General features: G+C 37.7%; 16 protein-coding genes, 4 pseudogenes and 1 riboswitch. Of the genes and pseudogenes, 13 read left to right on the top strand and 7 right to left on the bottom strand.

The window, feature by feature from the left end:
• Nucleotides 1–326 precede the first annotated feature (326 nt).
• Entirely contained in the window at nt 327–650 is a 324-nt protein-coding gene (locus tag NFS18_RS14185; RefSeq protein WP_251391305.1) for a MobC family plasmid mobilization relaxosome protein, read from the top strand.
• Nucleotides 617–760, top strand: a complete 144-nt coding sequence (locus tag NFS18_RS14180; protein WP_251391303.1) for a hypothetical protein — start codon at nt 617–619, stop codon at nt 758–760. Before NFS18_RS14185 ends, NFS18_RS14180 begins: the two co-directional genes overlap by 34 nt.
• A gap of 897 nt (nt 761–1,657) precedes the next feature.
• Here the strand turns inward: NFS18_RS14180 and NFS18_RS14175 are convergent.
• Together NFS18_RS14175 and NFS18_RS14170 are read right to left on the bottom strand one after the other, a co-directional pair.
• Nucleotides 1,658–1,861 carry a transposon-transfer assisting family protein gene (locus NFS18_RS14175; RefSeq protein ID WP_251391301.1) on the bottom strand — a complete coding sequence of 68 codons (204 nt, stop codon included), beginning with the start codon at nt 1,859–1,861 and terminating at the stop codon, nt 1,658–1,660.
• 3 nt (nt 1,862–1,864) lie between these two features.
• A pseudogene (locus NFS18_RS14170) lies at nt 1,865–3,526 on the bottom strand (LPD16 domain-containing protein); the annotation flags it as partial.
• Nucleotides 3,527–3,656: 130 nt separating this feature from the next.
• Between NFS18_RS14170 and NFS18_RS14165 the strand changes: the two are divergent.
• The 11 genes from NFS18_RS14165 to NFS18_RS14115 all read left to right on the top strand — a co-directional run bounded on the left by NFS18_RS14165 (nt 3,657) and on the right by NFS18_RS14115 (nt 19,071).
• Nucleotides 3,657–4,061, top strand: coding sequence for a histidine phosphatase family protein (locus NFS18_RS14165; RefSeq protein WP_251391299.1), 405 nt, complete (start codon nt 3,657–3,659; stop codon nt 4,059–4,061).
• A gap of 1 nt (nt 4,062) precedes the next feature.
• A complete protein-coding gene (locus NFS18_RS14160; protein ID WP_277613633.1) occupies nt 4,063–4,506 on the top strand; it encodes an ISAs1 family transposase in 444 nt (147 codons plus the stop codon).
• A 106-nt stretch (nt 4,507–4,612) separates the two neighbouring features.
• Nucleotides 4,613–4,688, top strand: a riboswitch (cyclic di-GMP riboswitch).
• Nucleotides 4,689–4,742: 54 nt separating this feature from the next.
• Complete coding sequence (locus tag NFS18_RS14155) at nt 4,743–4,970, top strand: DNA-binding protein (protein WP_331477705.1); 228 nt, start codon at nt 4,743–4,745, stop codon at nt 4,968–4,970.
• Between the two features lie 30 nt (nt 4,971–5,000).
• The gene (locus tag NFS18_RS14150; RefSeq protein ID WP_251391297.1) at nt 5,001–11,159 is read left to right on the top strand and encodes a DUF4011 domain-containing protein; all 6,159 of its coding nucleotides are present in this window, start codon (nt 5,001–5,003) and stop codon (nt 11,157–11,159) included.
• A 3-nt stretch (nt 11,160–11,162) separates the two neighbouring features.
• Entirely contained in the window at nt 11,163–12,848 is a 1,686-nt protein-coding gene (locus NFS18_RS14145) for a serine/threonine-protein kinase (protein ID WP_016278984.1), read from the top strand.
• 12 nt (nt 12,849–12,860) lie between these two features.
• Nucleotides 12,861–14,156 (top strand): hypothetical protein, encoded by a 1,296-nt coding sequence (locus NFS18_RS14140; RefSeq protein WP_251391295.1) that lies wholly within the window; start codon nt 12,861–12,863, stop codon nt 14,154–14,156.
• A gap of 6 nt (nt 14,157–14,162) precedes the next feature.
• Complete coding sequence (locus NFS18_RS14135; RefSeq protein WP_016278982.1) at nt 14,163–14,789, top strand: FHA domain-containing protein; 627 nt, start codon at nt 14,163–14,165, stop codon at nt 14,787–14,789.
• Nucleotides 14,780–15,394, top strand: a complete 615-nt coding sequence (locus tag NFS18_RS14130) for a 4Fe-4S single cluster domain-containing protein (RefSeq protein WP_016278981.1) — start codon at nt 14,780–14,782, stop codon at nt 15,392–15,394. Before NFS18_RS14135 ends, NFS18_RS14130 begins: the two co-directional genes overlap by 10 nt.
• Complete coding sequence (locus tag NFS18_RS14125) at nt 15,387–17,252, top strand: AAA family ATPase (RefSeq protein WP_251391292.1); 1,866 nt, start codon at nt 15,387–15,389, stop codon at nt 17,250–17,252. The genes NFS18_RS14130 and NFS18_RS14125 overlap by 8 nt, the downstream gene beginning before the upstream one ends.
• A gap of 8 nt (nt 17,253–17,260) precedes the next feature.
• The gene (locus NFS18_RS14120; RefSeq protein WP_034219727.1) at nt 17,261–18,004 is read left to right on the top strand and encodes a PP2C family protein-serine/threonine phosphatase; all 744 of its coding nucleotides are present in this window, start codon (nt 17,261–17,263) and stop codon (nt 18,002–18,004) included.
• A 2-nt stretch (nt 18,005–18,006) separates the two neighbouring features.
• Nucleotides 18,007–19,071 carry a DUF4236 domain-containing protein gene (locus NFS18_RS14115; protein ID WP_016278978.1) on the top strand — a complete coding sequence of 355 codons (1,065 nt, stop codon included), beginning with the start codon at nt 18,007–18,009 and terminating at the stop codon, nt 19,069–19,071.
• Nucleotides 19,072–19,241: 170 nt separating this feature from the next.
• On the opposite strand, the pseudogene NFS18_RS20075 reads toward NFS18_RS14115, so the two are convergent.
• The 5 genes and pseudogenes from NFS18_RS20075 to NFS18_RS14090 form a co-directional block, all read right to left on the bottom strand.
• Nucleotides 19,242–19,580: pseudogene (locus tag NFS18_RS20075) on the bottom strand (IS4 family transposase); the annotation flags it as partial.
• A 13-nt stretch (nt 19,581–19,593) separates the two neighbouring features.
• On the bottom strand, nt 19,594–19,833 hold the full coding sequence (locus NFS18_RS14105; protein WP_016278976.1) for a DUF6061 family protein: 240 nt from the start codon (nt 19,831–19,833) through the stop codon (nt 19,594–19,596).
• 409 nt (nt 19,834–20,242) lie between these two features.
• A complete protein-coding gene (locus tag NFS18_RS14100) occupies nt 20,243–20,434 on the bottom strand; it encodes a hypothetical protein (RefSeq protein WP_251391363.1) in 192 nt (63 codons plus the stop codon).
• A gap of 17 nt (nt 20,435–20,451) precedes the next feature.
• Nucleotides 20,452–21,341 (bottom strand): annotated as a pseudogene (locus NFS18_RS19770) (ParB/RepB/Spo0J family partition protein).
• Nucleotides 21,331–22,077: pseudogene (locus NFS18_RS14090) on the bottom strand (ParA family protein); the annotation flags it as partial. The pseudogenes NFS18_RS14090 and NFS18_RS19770, both read right to left, overlap by 11 nt.
• Between the last annotated feature and the right edge of the window lie 102 nt (nt 22,078–22,179).

Below are 22,179 nucleotides of genomic sequence, written 5' to 3'. Positions count from 1 at the left end.
CAAATAATCAGAACATTGACACACCCTCCGGGAGTGTCGAAAGACAAGAATAGCAAGCACTGCCCATGTCCGGACACATGGGCGAAATTCCCCATACTTCCCTACCGTCCGTATGATGAAATTTCCATAGGGAAGTATCCCTAACCCTCTTTGGTTTTCTTTTCGTTTTTCTCTGCAAGCCCTTGACCTTCCCCCGCAGATTTGCTACAATAACACATGGATAATTCTATCCAAGAACAACTGAACAGACACGAAACCAGACTGTTGTAAACCGGACAAGTTACAGCAGTTTTTTTATGCCCAAATTTAGAAAGGACGATGCAGAAATGGCAAACAGGACACGAACCAACCGGAATGAATTTCACTTAGATGATAAAGAGCAGTATATCCTTGACGAGAAGTTTAAACTGTCCGGCATGAAAAGCAAATCGGCTTTCATCCGGAAGCTGATTTTATACGGATACGTCTATGATGTGGATTACAGTTTTTTAAGAGAATACAATACGGAGCTTGGACGGATCAGCTCCAGCCTGAACCAGATTGCAAAAAGAATTAACAGCACAAACCATGTCTATCAGGAAGATATGGACGAAGTAAAGGAGTTGATGAAACAGGTATGGCATACACAAAAATCCATGCTATCACAGTAACCGTTGATAAAGCGGTAGCCTACATATGCAACCCGGACAAGACGGACGAAAGCATCTATATTTCTTCCTATGCCTGTGCGCCGGAAACCGCAGCGATTGACTTCAAATAGTGTTACAATGTTGCCTATAAGAAATCGAAAAACCCTGACGCATATTTCCGCAAGCATGAAAGCCAGATTATACTTTATGGCGGCGCAAAGCGTATGCTGGAACAGGCGGGCATCCATTTAAAAGGCTTGAACATTGACAAACTGAAAGCAGAATATCAGGGCTGACCGCACAGAAGAAGGAACTGACCGCCACTTACAAAAACTGCGATAAGGAGCTGAAATCATTGAACCGGAAACTGGAGAACCTGAACCAGTATTTAGGGCGCACAGAGCCGCCAAAAAACGCACAGGAACAGCCAGACCGGGACAATAACCCTGCCCGGTAATATCCAGCCCCGAAAAGGCATTAAAAGCAAAAAAAAGCATCGTGGACAGTGTGCATAACTCCCCACAATGCCGGCTGCGGCGGAATCCCACTCTTTCCTTCCTATCTATTTATAAAATCAGAAAAATTTCTTGCAGACAAGACCGTTTTCATGTAAGATAATCTACAAATCCACAAAAAATAGGAGCGCCGAAGCGCCCCCATCTCCTAAACCCTCTTGCAAAATCCGCAGTGTTGGTTTATAATCATCATAGAAGCCGAAGGATTCTAGCACGTCCGACGGTTGTTCAATCGGAAACGAGTAATCAATTTTAGAAAAACAAACGGATCACTGGCTATTCTCTATTCGCAGTAGAGGATAGCCTTTTCCGTTATTTGCGGTTGTTTCTGTTGTCTAAGTATGTTAATGCTGCGAAAATGACCAACAGCAGTGTAAGTATCTCAAGTGTGTTCATACCGACCTCCTTTCCGTTTCCAGAAAGGACAACCGCAGACTATCCCTACTCGCTCTAATCTGACTAAGAGGATTATAGCACGTTATGTCGAATAATGCTATAAAAGTTTTGCGTTAATTACTCCGCCGCATCTAATGCGACCTGTGCAAATTCTTCATCGCTCATGGCTTCCAGTTTCCCTGTGACCTGCTCCGCAAGCTCCACCATATCGCTGTCCTGTATGTGGGGGATTATATTCTTTATTTCGGCAATCATGCCCGTCCTGTCCTGCCCCTCAAACACGCACATCAAATTGATTTCTTCCACTGTAAATTTATCCATAGCTTATATCTCCCTCTCTGATTTTTTCTCCATTCCCTTTTCCGGGACTTCTTTTTCTCCCTTATCCCTCTGTTCGATAACCGCTTTTTTCTCCGCCAGCTTTTCCTTTATGGAAATTCTGCCTGTCTGCTTTTCCTCTTTCGGTTTCTCATTGTTCAGGACGTTATCAATCATGTTATAGTTACATTCTTCCAGTTCCTCAATCTTTGCAAGCGGCTTATATTCCGCCAGCTTGTCTAACAGCTCCTTTGCTTTCCTTGCGGTCTGTACGCCCTCACTGTCATCAAGCTCCGTCCCTTTCCCGAAAATATCCGTCATGCCCTCTCTGATACTGTCTGAAATGAGCGCATTGAGGAAATCGTTCAGATACCCGGTATTCCCGTTCCTGATGTCCTCTGTGATGTTCGCTATCTGCGCTTCCCTGTCCTCCACTGTATGATTATACTGAATGGTATCATAATCGTAGGAAAGCTGGTCTATCTCTGCAGCAAGGAAAGCCGCCTGCCACTTTTCCAGAGAACCCGGCACTTCGTTTCTGATCCGTTCCTCAAGATGCCCTTTTTCCGCCTGCTCCGCTTTTTCCATCAATCCATCATAATCAATCGGTATCAGTTCATCATCAGTGCGGATACTGCCCTCCAGTTCACTCCTGTGCATAGGCTCTTTCAAATCCGTTACAATCTCATCAAGTGCCTGTCTAATTGTTATGTCCGGATTGTCATACACACCCCCGTCCAGCTCCCGGTAATTCATATCATAAATGGTGTAATCATATCCCTCCGTAGCTTCTTGAATACTGATATAACGGTCTGCCAGACGGAAGACAAGCTCTGTTTCTTCTCTGCCCATTGTCTGGCTTTTGGTGTCTATGTACGGATTTTCCCACTCCATGAACGGTACATCTTCCACTATCTGCTTCTGGTTAGCTGTCGGCATGAGGTGTTCCATTTTCCCCTGTCCGTAAAGTGTATCAAACCTGTCCATATAGAGGGAAATATCATCAAGACCGCTGCTCTTTAACTGATGCTCAAACCGCTGTTTCACAAAATCCTTGATTTCCTCCGGTGACATCTCCCGGTGTACCCTTACCTTATCAAAACCGACCTCATGATATAAAGTCTGCAAATCATCCATGAAGCGGCTGCTTTCCTCTGCCGCCCTGCTGTGTGTAAAATCCAGTGACAGACAGTTTTCATGGTTCCTGACGTGGATCAGGTCAAACTCGCTGCCATTGACATTGAAGCCGAGAGTTGCCCTTGCCATATCCGGCTTGTCCTCCACATCTTCTCCCCGGTACTCCGCAAATTTTGCCACCGCTTCCGGAAGGCTGTCAAAATGCTCCAGCTTACTTTTTTCCGGGCTGTTCTCCGCCCATGTGGATAAATCCTCAATGACATAATAGGAAACCTTGTCATTATCCGGCTCGACTGCTGTATTTTCTTCTGCTGTTTCCTCCATGACCGCCGCTTTTTCCACAGTGACTTCTGCTGATACGGAAAGTTCCTTTGTAAACTCCGGTATCTCCCTGTAGCCAACGGAATCCACATAATGGCTTGTGTTCTCCCCGTCCTGATGCAGCACCACCACATCGCTGACGGAAAGGGAATGCCCGGTAAAGTCTGCCGGGTGGTCTATATTAAATTGGGTATAAATATCTTCAAGGCTCATGCCCTCTTTGCCACATTGTCAAGTGAAGAATTCATTCTTTTAACTTTTTCATACACGGAATCTTGTAGATGTCCTATAAATGTGCTAAACTAAACGCAACAACAAGCGGAATTTGAGGAGAATATGTATGGCTGTATTCTATTTCATTCGTCATGGCGAAATGGATGTGTCAATGGCAGGAAAGAAGTTTTATAAGGGTTTTGCCTATAACATGATGACATTATCTGAAAAGGGAATCGAGCAGATTCATGAAACTGCAAAAGACAGCCGACTAAGATATGCTGAACTGATTATCACATCACCATATGGCAGGACATTACACAGCGCAGCTATTTTGTCAAAAGACTTAAATATTGAGATGCGTGTAGAAACTGATTTGCATGAATGGTTGGCAGATAGTGTTTCGTATGAATTTTTGCCTACTGAAATAGCAGAAGAATCCTACAGAATACTGACAGAAAACTGTGGACATCATCCTGAAGGTGTACAATGTCTTTGGGAATCCGCAGCCCAAATGAAAGAACGGGTATAGAATTACCAAAGAAAAATCCCATTCCCAAATAGAAACAAGGGAATATTACCAATGCAGTAAGATAGGCTGGATGCAGGAAAAAAGCCGTTGGAAAGGTATAAAAAGCATAGGGATGATCTGTAAGACAACGGAACAGTCAGGGAAACAGGTAACAGAAAGGAGGTATTATATCAGCAGCCTGCCGTTAAATGTGGAGCTGTTTGCAAGGACAGTGAGGGAACACTGGTCAGTGGAGGTTATGCACTGGCATTTGGATGTAACGTTTAAAGAAGATGCCAACACTACTTTGGATAAAACAGCAGCACAGAATCTGAATATCATAAATAAATGGTGTTTATCCATATTAAAACTTTTTGATGTGGGAAAGAAACTGTCACTGAGAAAGAAACGCTATTGTATCAGTATGAATGCCAGAAAGTATTTGGAACAGATATTAAGCCTGTAAGACTTGACAATGAAGCATAATAAAGAGAATAAACATTCATGCGTTTGTCCTGTATAATCAAGGAGATTATATTGACAAATTTCGCAAAAACGAGTATGATAATAAAAGAATATTTTGGCAAAATTTTTGAAAGAAAATGACGCAAAACTATAGGGCCTGTAAAATGGTTGCCAGTTGCTTTGATTATGTAGCATTGCCGTATTCGGTAATGCTATTTTTGTCTTATTATGAGGTGAATGATGATAGAAGGTTATACAACAGTTAAGGAAATAGCTGAAAAGTGGGGACTGACATCAAGGACGGTTCAAATTTTATGTGCAGAAGGAAAAATAAAGGGAGTCACAAAGTTTGGAAAAGCATGGGCAATTCCTGTTAATGCTGAAAAACCTACGGATAATAGGGTGACTTCTGGTGAATATAAAAATTGGAGAAACAAGAACAAAAAAGACAATCAAGATGATTAGTTTAAAGTATGTGTGATTTAGGAGAATGCCATGAATACAGAGTTGATTAATAAGAAAGTTGAATATTGGGAAAACCAACTTCTCGATTTAGGAAAAAGAAATAAAATGATTTCCTTCAGAGAGACCAAGAGGGCTACTCTACGCATACTTGAACCAAGTTTTGAAGGCTTGTATGATCGTTTGGTTGTGAAAGAAGAGAAACTTACATTTCAAAAGGCTATTGATAAGGATTCAGATATAAGAGTTTATTCTGTTTTATCACTTATGGACTCTCTTTCAGCACCTGTTGAGGTTAGATTGGGAGATATCAAAGCAGCAGGAACAGTCGAAGAATCAAAAAAGACATTAAAAGATTTGCGAAATAAGGCTAGATTGTCGTTGGATGAGCAGGGTACTAATATTTTATATTTAGTGTTCGGATTTGTTGAATGGAGAGAAAAAGGAAGCAAGGATAATTGGATTAAATCACCACTAATTTTAGTTCCTGTCAGCCTTGTTTTGGAATCGTTGAATGCTCCATATGTACTTAAAAAATATGAGGATGATTTAGTAGTTAATCCTACTTTGGCATATTTGTTTGAATGTGATTATGGAATTACACTTCCAGAATTTGACCCGGACGAGAATTCTCTTGAGGACTTTATGTCTGAAATGGAGCAGTTAGTAGATGTAAGAGGGTGGAGAGTCCTAAGAGAGACAAGTTTAGGATTAGTATCTTTCTTAAAGATAAGTATGTATAAGGATATTCTCAACAATGAGGAAGAGATAAAAAATAATCCAATTATTCAGGCATTTGCCGGAGATACAACAGCATTAAATACAGACCGTATTTCGGAAATCGATTTCGATCACGATAAAGAGAAAGCAAGTGAGTTATATCAAGTTGTAGATGCGGACTCTAGCCAACAAGATGCGATTCTGCTCTCGCAGAAGGGCGTCAGTTTTGTTATGCAAGGACCTCCAGGAACAGGAAAAAGCCAAACGATTACAAACATTATTGCACAAGGGTTGGCTGATGGCAAAAAGATATTGTTTGTGTCAGAAAAGATGGCAGCGCTTGAAGTGGTACACAGACGACTTGAAGAGGTTCATCTAGCAGATTTTTGCTTGGCTCTCCATAGCCATAAGGCGAATAAAAAGGAGATTTTGGAGCAACTCGGACAAAATCTGAATTTAAAGCATATAAAAGTTAAAGATGAAGAAATTGCAAAGCTAACTAGATTAGACGTTTTGAGAGACGGACTTAAGTGCTATGTAGAGGATATACACAAGACAATAATGCCTATTGAGATGAGTTTGTATGAAGTCTATGGAGCAATTGCTGAGTTACAGGATTTACCATTTGTTAGATTAACATTAGATGGAATTGGAGATTATTCTAAAGATGAAGTAAATAGAATGGGTCTCTTAGTTGAAAATCTTGAGATGACAAGAGGTTCGTTGGGAGAAAAGTGGTATAAAAACCCATGGCAAGGAATCACGATTTCACGATTAGGTAATGTGCAAAAAGAAGAATTAAAAGAAAAGATGAGCACACTCCAGTGGATATTGAGTCGAGTACCTAATACTTGCGTAGTTGAAGGGGAAAATATTCTTGCTATATGTAGTCTAGATAATATTGATGCATACTATCAAGCATTTTCTTTGTTGGATAGATGTTCAGACGCTCCAAGTGAATGGATTGGAAAAGACTTAACACAAGAAAAGAGATTGCTTTCTGAACTTGAAAGTACAATTGATGCAATCGGCAATAAGAAAGAGGAAATAGTACGCTCATATCAAGAGTCAATATTTGATATTGATCCAATATCATTTTTGGCAAATTATGAAGGTGTTTGTGATGTCGCAAGAGAACTATTAGGAAAGGATTATACTAATAGTGTTCTGTTTCAACAATATTCTGAATTGGCCGAAGAGTTACAAGCTTTTCAAACAGCAGTAATAGAGTTACAAGCCGTTTATGACAAAATGAATACTGCTTATTGTAATCAAAACACAGATTCTTCTTTGAAGTACATTTGTGGCTTGGTTGAAGTCTGCGGAATTTTGATAAAAATGGAAAAGACTTCTGCCCATATTAAAGAAATTGAAGCAGGTATTCTTGAAGGATATAATAGCAACATTTTTGATATAGAAGCTGTTGAAATGCTTAATCGTTTTGAAGTTGATTATGCATCGTTAATAAAGAAAATTATCGAGAGATATGATGAGACAGTCTTCGGCATAAATAAGGAGTTTTATGCATCTTTTGAGGCCGCATGTATAAATGTTCGTCATCAAATTGGAGATGATTTTTCGGATGATTCTATTTATGAAAAATATGATGATATTAGTTCTGATTTAAAGAAATTATATGCTACTTATGCGGATTTGAAGGTATATTTTGACAAAATGAATGTTGCATATATGCCGTCAAATTCTAATGATACTATTCAGAAATTACAGTTATTCCTTGATGTGTGTACGGTTTTGTTTGAGAAAACAAGATTACAAGAAGAAATAAGCAAATTAGAAAATGAAATCCTAGGTGAATGTGAGCAAAGTATATTTGAGATTGATGTGGATAATATGCTTAATCGCTTTAAAGTTGAATATACAGGATTTTTTAGAATATTCAAAAAGCAATACAGGGAGGATATAAAACAGTTACGTCTTGGATATAAGAACGTTAAAAAGAAAATAACGAATGAAGAAGCTATTGCTTTATTGCAAAAATTAAGAGAAAGAAAAGCTCTTCTTGAAGTAAAGAGTAATGAACTTGGTAAAGCTGCTAAAATACTGAATGTGGCAGAGTTCAATGACATCGACTCAGTTTTATCTTTACAGGAAGTTGAGACTGTGAAGGAACTTATATCATCTGGAGAAGAATTATTAAAGATGTATTCTCCTATTAGTCATACAGGAATTGTGGCAACAATTGAAAGTATAAATGGTTCTATAAGTGCAGTGGATGAAGTAATAAAAGAAATAAAAATTATAGAGTCATGGGTTATTGGTACGAGACCATATAGTGAAATTAAGTCTGATTTGATAGAACTCCTTAATTCTCGTTATATGGAAGATGCTAGTAAGATACAAAATAGGTCTGTTAGTGCAGATAAGAGATTATCATATGAAGAAAATGTTGCTTTACTTAAAAAATTAACAGAGTGTTTGAACCTTATGGATGAGATGCAGGCATTAGAACATAGGGGAGAAGAATTGCTTGGAAAACAGTTGACAGTAACAGCGTCTGTACTGACAGAGTCAGAAGTGGATAGCACCAAGACATTAATAAATGCTGTCCGGGATTATTCAAATAAGTTTACAAATGTTTCTAAAAATGGACTTGTAGATATGAATGATTCAATTGTGGATTCACAGGGAATAATATCAGCAATTAAATCGGAAATCGCAGGTATTGAAGCATATTTGAAGGGAAATAAATCGTATACAGAAATAAAAGCAGATATGAGTAAATTGCAGGATTATAATTTGATGAAAGCAAATTATGAAACTCTTTTGAAATCTGCACGAGAGAAATTTGCATTTGCGAGTATAAATGCAGATACCAATTGGGCTTCATTGAAAACTTTAATTTCTAATTTCGAAGAGTTTGTGGCATTGCCTGAAAAAACTGGTGTTAGCATAGAATGGCTCAAATTTATTTCTAATAAGGGTAAAAGAAATGAAGTAGAAGAGATAAAAAAATATATTGCAGAAATTATAAGTAAAAAGAGTCTCTTTTATGCTTTTATCGAGTTGTTTAATGCTGATATTAAACCGGGATTTACTAATTTTGAAAAATTTGCAAATAAATTAAACAAATGTGTGGATCAGTTTGAAACTATGGATTTGTGGATTGACTATAGGGAGTGTAAAGCGTCTTGCGAACAAAATGGTCTCACAGAATTTGTTGAGCAGTCAGAAGATATTGTATTCCCAGAAGGTCAGTTAAATAGGGTGTTCTTAAAGGCATTCTATTATGCATGGATTGGAGATAGAGCTGATGATGTAAAGGCAATTGGAGGGTTCAATGCAAGAATTCATTCTGATAATGTTGAGAAATTCAGAGAATTAGATACACATCAGTTGCCTGTTGCACAAATGAGAATAAGGGAAAAATTAATAGAAGGAATGCCAGACAAGTCTATGTTCAACAGAACGGGAGATGAGATGTCGGTATTGATTCATGAATTGGGCAAGAAGAGAAAAATAATGCCATTAAGAAAGTTATTCAAATCAATACCAAATCTTTTACTTAAGTTGAAACCTTGTTTGATGATGTCTCCACTTTCTGTTTCATATTTTTTGGAAGCAGATACATATAAGTTCGATATGGTTATTTTCGATGAGGCTTCGCAGATTTTTCCGCAAGATGCTATTGGAGCAATTTTTAGGGGAGCCCAGGTTATTATTGCCGGTGACAGCAAACAGCTTCCACCAACAAATTTCTTTGCGGCTAGTACTAACAATGATTCGGATTACGATTCAGATGACGATGATTATGATGAAATCATCTCTGATTCTATTTTGGAGGAAGCTACAAACACAATACCGAACAGATCATTGCTATGGCATTACAGAAGCCGATATGAAGATTTGATTTCTTTTTCAAACAGAGAAATTTATGGAAATAATTTAGTTACATTTCCGAGCAGTAAAGTGAACGAAGCGGACTCTGGTGTTGAATATATTTATGTGCAAAATGGTGTATATGAGAATAGGTGCAATAAAGAAGAGGCAGCATATTGTGTTAAATTAATCGAGCAACATATCAAAAAACATCCGGAGAGGTCACTAGGAATAATTGCTTTTAGTGAAAGCCAGCAGAGTACAATTGAAGATGCCGTTCAAGAATTTAGAAAGAAGCATAGAGAGTATGATGGTTTCTTTTCAGAAGAAAAAGAAGAGGCATTTTTTATTAAAAACTTGGAAAACGTGCAGGGTGATGAGAGAGATACTATTATTTTCTCTATTTGTTATGGAAAGAATTCTCAAGGAAGAATGTTCATGAGATTTGGTCCTCTTGGGCATCAAGGAGGAGAACGAAGACTCAATGTTGCCATTACTAGAGCAAAATATAATGTAAAACTTGTTGGATCCATTCAACCAGAGGATATAGATTTGGATAAAACTAAATCTGAAGGTGTTAGGATGTTGAGAACATATATTGAATTTGCATCTAGAACCGTTAGAGAGTCTAGTCCTGTACAGAAGAAAAATAGACTTTATGAAACTGATATTTTTAGTGAAAGTGTAGCACTTTTCCTTGAAAGTAGAGGATATAAGGTTAAGCGCAATATAGGAACATCAGATTATACGGTTGATATGGCCATAGAGCATCCTGAAATTGAAGGCGCATATATTGCTGGTATAGAGTGTGATGGTGATTCATATCAAATGGCAAGAACTGTACGTGATAGAGATCATTTGCGTGTATCTGTTATGGAGAGAATGGGCTGGAAGATGTATCGAGTTTGGTCTACTGAGTGGATTCAAAACGAGCAGGTGGCAAAACAGAAATTAATTGATTTTATCACAGATGCATTAAAGAATTATTCTGAATTTGAAACGATAGAGCGAAAAAATGAAGAGATTAAAGTTGAGACAGAAGAAATTTCGTCAAATAAGAATGTTCAACCTATTAATCAGAATAATCCATATAATCTTGATAGGTATCAAGAAGGTCATTGGTGGGATGTTACAACATACAGGGCCAATGATAATGAATCAAGAATTGCTGACAGAATGCACGAAGTGATTAGAGTTGAGCAGCCAATTCACTTGGAACTTTTGTATAAGAGAATGGCAGGTTGCTTTGGAAATGAGAAGGTAACTGCCCCAATCAGGAATAGTGTTGATTATGCTCTAAAGAGAAAGATGTCAGGCGAAATAAAAATTGACAGAGATAGTTTTATAACGCTTTCTGATTTTTCTCGAATAAAAGTTAGACGTTCTCTTGCTGGAAGTCCAGATAGAAATATTGAATATATTCCGTTAAAGGAAATAGAAGAAGCAATGAAATTAGTTTTATCAGGTGCATTTGGCGTTGAAGTACCATCTTTGATTTTGGAGACAGCGAGAATTTTTGGATTTGAAAAGACGGGCGCTAAGATACGTCAAAGAATGCTTGAGGCAATCGAATCATTAGAAAAGCGGGGAATCGTTAGGGTATCTGATGAACGAGTACAGCTATTGGAGGGATAATAAATGGCAAATGTAACAGAAATAAATAAAAATATAAAATCTGGAAGTAATGTCACTATGATTAATAGAAATGTTAATCCCTCTAATGGCAATGCAACTGTAATTAATCGAAGTGTTTCTGGAACACATATTTCTGTGGGGACAGTTCTGTGCGAAAAATATGTGGTCAAAGAAAAAATGCAAGTTAAATCAGGAGAGGCAGATTTATACATATGTGAGCATGGTAATAAGAAGTATGTAGCAAAAGTGTATCGAAGAGAAATGTCGATAAAGCCGGATGTAATTGCAAAATTGAAGAATATTTCTTCCCCATATGTCGCACCAATATGTGATATGGGTGAGTGGAATGGGACAACTGTTGAAGTAATGCCATATTACCCAATAGGAAGCCTGCAAGGAAAGAAACTAGAATTAGATCAATTAAAAAATGTGATAATCCCTTGTTTAAATAATGGACTTAAGGCTATGCACGATAATGGAATCATTCACAAAGATTTGAAACCTTCAAATATTATGATTACCGAAGGTGGAAAAAGCATAGCGATTATAGACTTTGGTATAAGTTCAGCTGTTGAATCGGGTAGCACGGTAATTGTTACTAGAACTGGTATGACTCCACAGTACTCGGCACCCGAAACATTTAGAGATTTATTTTTGAGTGAATCCGATTATTATTCTATGGGTATAACCATTTATGAATTATATTGTGGAAAAACACCATATGATAATATGCCACAAGAAGAAATTGAAAAATATGTTTCAGTGCAAAGAATTCCTTTTCCATCAAATATGCCACAAGAATTAAAGGAACTCATAATTGCATTAACATACTATGATATTACTAATCGTAAGAACAAAGAGAATCCTAATAGACGATGGGGCTATGACGAAGTAAAAAAATGGTGCAGTGGTATTAAACAAACTATACCCGGCGAAGGTATTGATAGGAAGGAAATACCTCCGTTTGAGTTCAAAGGAAAGAAGTATATAAAACGAGAAGAATTAGTTCGAGCTCTTGTTGAAAATTGGGATGATGGAAAGAAACAACTGTTTCGTGGTAACTTTTCACAGTATTTTGGAAGATTTGATAAACCAGCTGAAAATATATGTAGGAAGGCCGAAATGGATGCAACTAGACAAAGTGGAAAAGATGATATGATTTTTTGGTCAACAATGTACGCTTTGAATCCAAAAACCACAGAGTTTTATTGGAAAGGTCGAGTGTATCAGAGTCTTCCAGCATTAGGGAGAGATTTGCTAGAACATTTATGGAAAGACGATAAAAGCTTAAATTCATACGTTACAGAAATCTTTAATAACTCTATTTTCTCTGCATATGTTAGACAGTTTGATGCAAAAAATACACAGATGCTTAAAGCTGTGGAAAGTCTAGAATCATCATTTAGAGCCTATACTAGCGGGCGCGATAGAAGAATTAACTTGTATATGACAGGATATATGCTTTCTGGCCAGAAACTTATGCATATTGGAGACAAGGACTTTAGAACAGTTGGTGAATTAAACGAGTTTATGAAAAAAATGGTAGATGAGTCTTTTGATGATTTTCAAGAACTCTGTCATAGTCTTGTTGATTATGATGGTAATTTAGATTGTCAGTTCGAGAGTTGGCTTGTTGCCCTGGGTAAGAGAAAAGAAATAGAGCAATGGAGACAGAAAGTATTAAATTAGGAGGGAAAAGATATGAGTGGTCCTAAAACTTCTCGATATACATTGACACCCGAGCAGAGAAGGATTTTAGCGGAGCAGAGACGAATTCAGCGAGAGATTCAAAAAAATACGGTTATGCTAAAGCAAAATGTAGCTGGGTTGAAAGAGATAGTTTCAAAGGTTGATACAGAAATTGCACAATTCAGAAGAATAGTTTCTGAAACTGGAAAAAGTACTTTTGAAATAGACACTCTTGAATCGGTAAGAAATAAGGCTATGCAAATCCTAAATGATGCCGGAACTGTTTCTGAAAAAAGTGGATTGTCTGTGATGGAGTCTACAAATAAAAAATTAAAGGAAATGACGAAGGTGTTGTCTGATGGCGAAGTGAAAATGTCATCCGAATTAAGAAAGGCAGATGAAGAATTCAGAGAAGAGATAAATGCTGCAATTTCTGAAGGATTCACAATTTCATTTATAAGGATAGAGGAAGAACTTCCAGCGGTTAATATGTCGGATTATACTTCGAAAATTGATGCAGCATTGGAAGAAATTAGAGGATTTCAAATTTCTAATGAATTAAGAGCTAAGTTCATAGTACTAAAGGAAAAGGCTGCTGAAATAGATAGTATAGATTTTATAGAGAATTATTATGCAATGTCAATTATACCGTTTTTGAAAGAGTGCCAAGCGTATAATTCCCTATTTTTAGAGTATGGAGCGAGGTTTGAAGAATTATGTGCAGAGTATGAAGTGCTAGTTGGTGAATTGGGTGTTCCTAAAAAGCAGTTTTCCTTTTCTTTAGAGAGCATTGAAGAATTAGAAAAAGAAATTCAGGATATGCAAAAAATAATTCAAAGAAAAGAAGAACAAGAGTACATAAGTGAATGTGTTGATAAAGCAATGCAGGAAATGGGATACAAGGTCATTGGCAATCGTGAAGTTGTTAGAAAGGATGGCCGAAGATTTACAAATGAATTGTACCTGTTCGATGAAGGTACTGCTGTAAATGTTACGTATAGCGATGAAGGACAGATTACTATGGAATTAGGTGGATTAGATGATCAGGACAGAATTCCAAGTGAAGCAGAATGCCAAAGTTTGGCACAAGATATGGTTTCGTTTTGCGATGACTATTTAAAAATTGAAGAAAAACTGAGGGCAATGGGTATAGTAAGTCATCGTGTGTCTATTTTGCCACCCGAAGCACAATTTGCCCAAATAATAAACACTTCAGACTATTGTATGAAAGAGGATGTGGTAAGCTATGAGGCTAAAAAAACTCATAAGTCAACTGCTACCCAAGGATATTTAAGAAAGGACGAATGATAAGATATGGCAAAGTATAAAATATGTCCTGTGTGTGGAGAACATAATGAACCATATATGTTGGAATGTTCGAAGTGTGAAACTGATTTATCAAGCACACGTGTTTTAGATGAAGACACAGAAAAAGCGCAATCTGAACAGAATTCAAAAGAAAATGTTTCTTCTTCTACAGCTAAGATGATTCGTCTGTGTGATTGTGGTTTTAAGAATCCTGTACAAAGTAGAAAATGTCAAAGCTGCGGAGAGGATATTTCGATGGTTGTTCCGTCACCAGATGAGGCGGAAACAGAAGAAACAAACAAGTTTATTATTTCTAGTTTGGATGGATCTTTTGCTTATGAATTCGTCTCTGAATCAACCGTTGTTGGACGTGAGAATGAACTTCAGGATTATTTGGGAGATAAGTCATATGTCAGTAGAAGACATGCGGAATTCAAAATTATAGATGGAAAGTTGTATGTTTTCAACTTTAGCAAAACAAATTATACATATATTAACAATGTAAAAATAGAAGATGATAATCCTAAAGAGTTAAAAGATGGAGATGAAATAGGATTAGGAGGTAATTCACAAAATGGACAACGTCAAAATGAGGCTGCATATTTTGTGATTAGAATTGGTTCATGTACGTAGCAAGATTGTTGTATCCAGTAAAAGTTTTAGGTCCGGGCAACCGTGTAGGTATTTGGTTCAATGGGTGTACTCATTTTTGTAAAGGTTGTAGTAATCCGGAATTGTGGGAATTACAGGATAGGTACAAGGTCTCTTTAGAAAATGTCATTAAGTTAATTGAAAGAATAACAGAACATCATAAGGTTGATGGGTTTACAATTACAGGTGGAGATCCTTTTGAACAGGCAGAAGATTTGGAAAAGTTAGTAAATTATTTATCCACAATTACTCAAGACATAATTATATATTCGGGTTACAAATTTGATTATTTGAATGATAAACATCATTCTATTTTAGAAAAAATAGCAGTTTTAATCGATGGGGAATACATCGAAGAAAAAAATGAGAACTGTTTTATGAAAGGTTCAACTAACCAAAATATCATTGTATTAAACCAAAGTTATAAGGATATGTATGATAACTATCTTATAAATGGAGAGAATGAGATACAAAATTTTACAACAACTGACGGTGTGATTTCTGTGGGAATTCATAGACGGGGATACGAACAGGAACTAAATGATTTGATGAATAAAATGGGATTGGAGGAGACAAACAATGGGTGATTTTATTCCGAAGTGGCATAGGGAATTAGAAATCTTTGATAAGATTAAACCTATAATCATTCTTGAAGGAAATGTGTTGGATAAATACCAATATCCAACAGATGGAAGTGTTCAAAAAGGTAGCATATTAAGGCTTGTTGAATATCTTCATTATTATTTTAAGGATGCTGGATATCAAAATATTGCATTTTACGATAGCATAAGAGGATTCTACAACAATTGTGAGGATGGCTATATTCAAAATTTTGCAAAACTGGTTGGAGGGAGTCTTGAGGATCAACATATAAGGGCCGATTTTAAGGGACGAAATGGCACGGCTTCAAATATTGTTAAGCAAGCTATCTCACAAGCAAATGAAGCTACAGCTGTGGTAATGGATTTTGCATCTAGATATATTGCGTCTCCTAGTAATATGGAGCAGTCGGAAATTGATAGTTTTACAATTTTATTACAGGCCTCTATTGAAGGAAAAGATGTCAGAACCCAAAATGGAATACTAAAAAATGTTGTGATACTTCTTGTTAATAAGATTAACGATTTGCCAGCTTGGTTTTATTTGGACAATCCAAATGTAAAAACGATTTTGCTGAAAACTCCATCAAAGGAGGAACGTGAGGCTTTAGTTAAAGGAGCCAATTTCCCTAGCTTTTTTGCAAGTGATATCTTTGTAGAAGAAAATGCTTACTATCAAGAACATCCAGACGAACTTGAAAAAATACAAGATAAATTTGTCGCATTAACAGAAGGATTCACTTTTACTGAACTAAATGGATTACGAAGATTATCAAAAAATCAGCAAATTCACATCAAAAATATGTGTGATGTTGTAGATTTGTATAAGTTTGGAATTAAAGAGAATCCATGGAATACACTCAAATATCAAGAAATGCAGAATGCTCATGCTGACTTCGAAAAAAGAGTAAAAGGACAGGAAATAGCATTAACAAAAACATTAGATGTAATAAAGAGAGCTATGACTGGAATGTCTGGGATGCAATCTTCTGGTAAGCCCAAAGGAGTGTTGTTTTTTGCGGGACCAACAGGTACGGGTAAAACAGAAACAGCAAAAACATTGGCTGAAAAATTGTTTGGTGATGAACATAATTGCATTCGTTTTGATATGAGTGAGTATGGTCAGTCACACAGTGATCAAAAGTTATTAGGAGCGCCTCCTGGATATGTGGGTTACGAAGCGGGTGGACAGCTTACAAATGCGGTAAAGAATAATCCTTTTTCAATTTTGTTGTTTGATGAGATTGAGAAGGCTCATCCGTCAATTTTAGACAAATTTCTTCAGATATTGGAGGATGGAAGAATGACGGATGGTCAAGGTAATACAGTTTATTTTTCAGAAACAATAATAATTTTCACAAGCAACTTAGGAATATATTCGACCAATAATATGGGCGAAAGAGTCCAAAGAGTTAATCCAGATATGCCTTATGAAGAAGTGCAGAAAAATGTGAGAAAGGGTATCGAAGATTATTTTAAGCTTCAGTTAGGCAGACCAGAAGTTCTTAATAGAATTGGTGAGAATATAGTTGTTTTTGATTTTATTAGACCAGATGTTGCAAAATCCATCTTGGCGGCTCAAATAGATAAGATTGTTAAGAATGTACAGTCTGAAAAGAACATTAAAATTTCTATTTCAGATTCTGCAATGAAAACATTGGAAGATGCAGCTCTTGGAAATCTTGAAAATGGTGGTAGAGGAATAGGTAACATTGTTGAGAGCTTGTTCATTAATCCTCTTTCTAGATATATGTTTGATAATGAGATTTTTGGAGATAAGGAAATAGTAATTGAGCAAATTAATGCTGAAAAAATGCCATACTCACTTGTTTGCTCGGAGAGATAGGTGATTTCGTGATAGTTACTGCGCTTGTAAAAACAGGTATTGGAAAAGAAATATGCGATGATAGTGTTTTTAATGGAGAAAATATTATCTCACAAGATGCGGTTATTGTATTTGAAAAAATTGAGAGTTCATGGTTTGCAGTTGCCGATGGAGTAGGAGGTAATGCCGGAGGGCATGAAGCTAGTACTTATTTGTTGGACTATATACAGTGTAATTATGAGAAAACAGATGATGAGGCCGCTTTAGAGTTGTTATTGAAAGATGCAAACATAAGCTTGATAGACAATGCACAAAAAATAGCCGGAAAAGAACAAATGGCAACTACATTTACAGGCGTATTTTTTTGTAATGAAGGCTTGAAAATAGCTCATTCTGGCAACACCAGATTATATGCGTTGCAAGGAAACTATTTAAAACAGTTAACATCTGACCACACAACATATCAATGGTTGATTCGTCAAGGAAATTACGAAGCTGCTGAAATGTGTAATAAAAGCGAGATTATTTCGTGTTTTGGTGGAGGGGACAATGATTTGCTTAAAATGTTATCTGTAGAAACAATTTTAATGGAGTCTATTCCAAATACATTGATTATGACATCAGATGGAATACATGATTACGTTGATATAGATACTTTTGAAGAAATACTGTGTGAACCTATACCAATAAAAGAACGAGTAGTTAAACTATGGAAAAAGGCTCAAGAACTTGGATCCAGCGATGATTGTTCAGTATTGATAATGGAGAGATAAGAATGGGATTACGATTCAGAAAAAGTGTATCCTTGTGCAAAGGGGTCAAGTTGAATTTCAGTAAAACTGGGATGAGTGTCTCTCTTGGAACAAAAGGATATCATAAAACTATAAGTACCAGTGGTAGAGTCACAACAACCGTTGGCCTTCCGGGAACAGGTATTTATTATACAGATACAAAAAAGATTGGTGGACAAAAACAAAATAGGAGTACCCAACCAAGTAGAGCAACCAATGGTCTGTTTGGTAGAAAAAAGGTACCCGAAGAATCTGATTTGCAAAGATATGATGAACTCGTTTCGATGGATTCAATATATGATAATGAGTCTGAATATGTTGATATTCCAGAGGCGAGTCGAAGTGTAGACAGGAGAGAAGTGGCAACTTCTTCTAGTGGGACAAGTGCATTTTCAGAACTTATAGATATAGACAGTAGTGAAATACCATGGGATTATTCGGATTCTTTGGAGCCTGGGAATGTCGATGAAAGCAAGAAAATAAATCTTACAGAGGAAGATATTAAAAATATATATAGATATTGTGATGCAACCATCGAATGGACAGAGATATTAGGTGGTGCTACAGCTGACGAGTTATTAATAAATCCTGATGTTTGGCAGTTCTGTAAAAAAATAGCTCCAGATATATTGAGTGGAAACATAGATGCTTATTTAAAAGCAATAGAAGAATTAAGACCCGTTGATGATTTGTTATTATACAGCGGAAACTTTGAATTTGGCACGGATAAACCAAGTTATATAGAGGTAGAGTTTTCACATAATGCAAATGATCTGTTGGATGGTGGTGTTAATAATAGTAGTTTTGAAAACTTGATTGCTGCAATTTCGATTAGAGTTGCTAGAGATTTAATGGCGTTGCTACCAGTGAATAAAGTAGTTGTCCATGTAGTTGAAGACAATATTACGGTAATGTCTGGTATTTATGATAGAAGTACACTTAATAAATGTTCAAATATGGAAATAGGTGCTTTGATATCTAAATTTGAGCATTCAGTTAATAGGAGTGGTGGAAGGCTCGGAGCAGTTGAAAGACTTTTAATTAAGTAGAGATAGGAGGGATACTGAATGAGAACAGGAAGTCATAATAAGAAACGAAATACTATTTCCTGGATATCTATAATCAGTATCCTAATTTGTATATTAATTACTAAGACTTCCCATATCTTAAATGGGCTTCGTACCTCGAAAATTCAATATTTCAGCTAACAAAACAGTATTTATGCCGATACTGCTGCTGGATGTAATGCTTTTTGAAGATATTTTGGTAAACGCTTCTCAAAATCTGCAGTAAAAGCTGCTATCTGCTCATTGCTCAGTTTCAGGATATCATGAAGACTTGCCATCATTGCTTCCATCAGGATACAAAGGGAATGTGAGAATGTTATATCCGCCATTTCATCTACAAGAAAGAAGAACAGCTCCCCCAGAGTCCTCTGATCTTCATTCCTGTGCTACTCCAAAGCAAGCAGCATATATCTGGTAAACACGATTGCTGTATGGGCAGTCAGTGCGTCATAGGAAAGACTGTGGCATTCACCAGTCAGATTCAGAACAGCCAGCACTCTATTATTACCAAATTTCTAAATCATCCTCTGCATCTACCCATATCTGCAAGTTGCCATCAAGTGTTAATCGGGCATATTCAAGTGGTTCGTCTATTGCTAAAGCATCTAGCGCACATTGAGAACGGGGAGTAGTCCGTAATCTATCTTCTGCTACATTACAGTCAATCCGTAGGATATATCCGTCAAAGGTTGTTACATCAACGCTGTTGTGGTACATATTGTATTCTGCATATATAAATCTCATATCTTATCTGTCCTTTCTTGTCTGTATTTTGGAGAAATTTGTGAAAGCATTCCAATCAATTCTTCCTGTCCTGTTCATTTCATGTTATAATTTGTTACAGGTTTTTCCTTCCCTTATTTTTGCCCTTATGAGGGTTCGTAACACGAGGGAAAAGGATATAACACAAGGGAAAGTCTAAGGGCAAACTCACTCGCTATAAATTTAGCATTTTCAAGGGTTTGCAGATTTTTTGCAGATAAGATATAACAGTTAATAAATCCTATAAAAAGTGTCTTATCAGAATTCCGATTTGCGAGGGAAAATGTATGATTAGAATAAGACCATATAAAGCTTCGGATGTAGATACGATATTATCGTGGTGCCAAGATGAAAAATCATTTTATCAATGGACAGCAGGCATACTCGGTAATTATCCGATAACACAAAAGGAATTTTGTTTTGTTGAATCTCTAATGCCGTTTACTGCATTTGATGAAGTAGTTGCATCGCTGGACAACTCTTTAAACCTTGCGTCTTTTATCAGCAGCCTCGGAACCCGGTAAAAAGAAAACTGTTCCGCTTCGATACCATAATAATAGTCAAATTTTATTGTGCCATCCACGCTGATGCACCTCCCCTCTATTGTCTTTTCTTCCATTCATCCAATAGCTGAATGATGATGCCCTCTATTTCCTCACTGCTGCAGTCCTCCGCAAAATATTCGCTGATCTTGTCCGCTTTCAGTGTTACCTTCCGTTCCTTTGGCTTTTCCTCCGTCAGTATCAGGCGCACCATTGCAAGGGTAAGCTCCCCGGTCTTGCCATACTCTTTTATTTTTGCCGACTGCACCATGCTGACGTTACAGCCTTTTTCCTCTATGACTGCCTGCACCCACTGCTGCGCTTCCTCCGCCAGAAAGGAAATGTCAACGCCCTGTGAGAAACCGAGCTTTTTACCGTCCACCATAGCAAGGAGTTCATCAGTCAAACGGGAAAGCCAGATATACCGCTGTACCTTTTAGCGTTTTCCCCGGCAGCTTCCCCGACCTCATTCAGTGTGTTTCTGCCTGACTTCTTCCCCTGATGCTTCATGGCTTCATATTTCATCTTGTAGGCTCTCGCCTTCTCACTCGGTAAAATATCTTCCCTCTGGATATTGGAATCCACCATGATTATCGTAGCTTCATCATCGGTGTAGTTGCGGACAACCACAGGCATCTCCGTCTTTCCGGCAAGCTCCGAGCCACGTTTGCGGCGGTGTCCGGCTATGATTTCATAGCCTCCACCCGCCCTCGGTCTTGCAATCCCCGGCACAAGCACCCCATACTGGCGGATACTCTCGGTTGTTTCCTCCATCTTCTCATCGTCCTCCACCCGGAACGGGTGGTCTTTGAACGTGTAAAGCTCTGCCAGTGGCGCATTGATAATCTGCTCTATCCCATTTTCCTGTGCGGTATTTCCACCGAACAAATCATCAAAACTTTCCAGAGCAACCTTTGATGCGCTTCTTGGTTTTGCGTTACTGCCCATCTGCAAGCACCTCCTTTGTCAGAGAATCATAGGCTGACGCCACTTTTCCCTTTGGATCATGCTTATAAATGCTGATGCCCTCCGCTGAAATCTCCGCCGCCCGGACGGAAATGGGAATAACATTGGCAAATATCCTCACCCGGCTTCCATAGGCTTCCTTCAGCATGGCGCTGATGTCCTTTGCGTAGTTCGTTCGGCTGTCCACCATTGTAAGCAGGATCCCTTCAATCTCCAGCTTCGGGTTAATCTGCCGCTTTACCTTTCCCACCGTCTTAATAAGCTGCTGCAAGCCTTTGACGGGCAGGTATGCCGCCTGTACGGGTATCAATATGCTGTCGGCGCTGGCAAAGGCGTTTATGGTAATCATGCCGAGAGAAGGCATACAATCAATTAAAATATAATCGTAACTCTCCCGGACAATCTCTATGTATGACCGGAGTACCGTTTCCCGGCTCATCACATTCACAAGGGAAACCTCCAGACCGGAAAGCTCAATGTTCCCCGGCATAAGGTCTATCCCTTCCTCATGGTGGAGAATGCCTTCTCCCGGTTCTACTTCCTCGTCATTGATTAAATCCCCCATAATGGTTGCAAGCGTGACTTCCAGACTGTCCGGCTCTGTAAAGCCTAAACTTGCGGTAAGACTTCCCTGTGCGTCCGCATCAATCAGAAGCACTTTCTTTCCCTGTTTTGCCAATCCAATTCCTAAATTGCTTGTGGTGGTGGTCTTGCCGACTTTATGTGAAGCTTCACATAAAGTCGGTTATGAAAAGCTATATATTATGCAAAGCTAGAGATAGAAATCTTTATAAATAAAGGATTCTTTGGTTGATTTACT

Source organism: Mediterraneibacter agrestimuris (assembly GCF_943193195.1).
Classification (GTDB): Bacteria; Bacillota; Clostridia; order Lachnospirales; family Lachnospiraceae; genus Schaedlerella; species Schaedlerella agrestimuris.
Note: the sequence above shows the minus strand (reverse complement) of the source record. Positions and strands in the feature narration are given on the sequence as shown.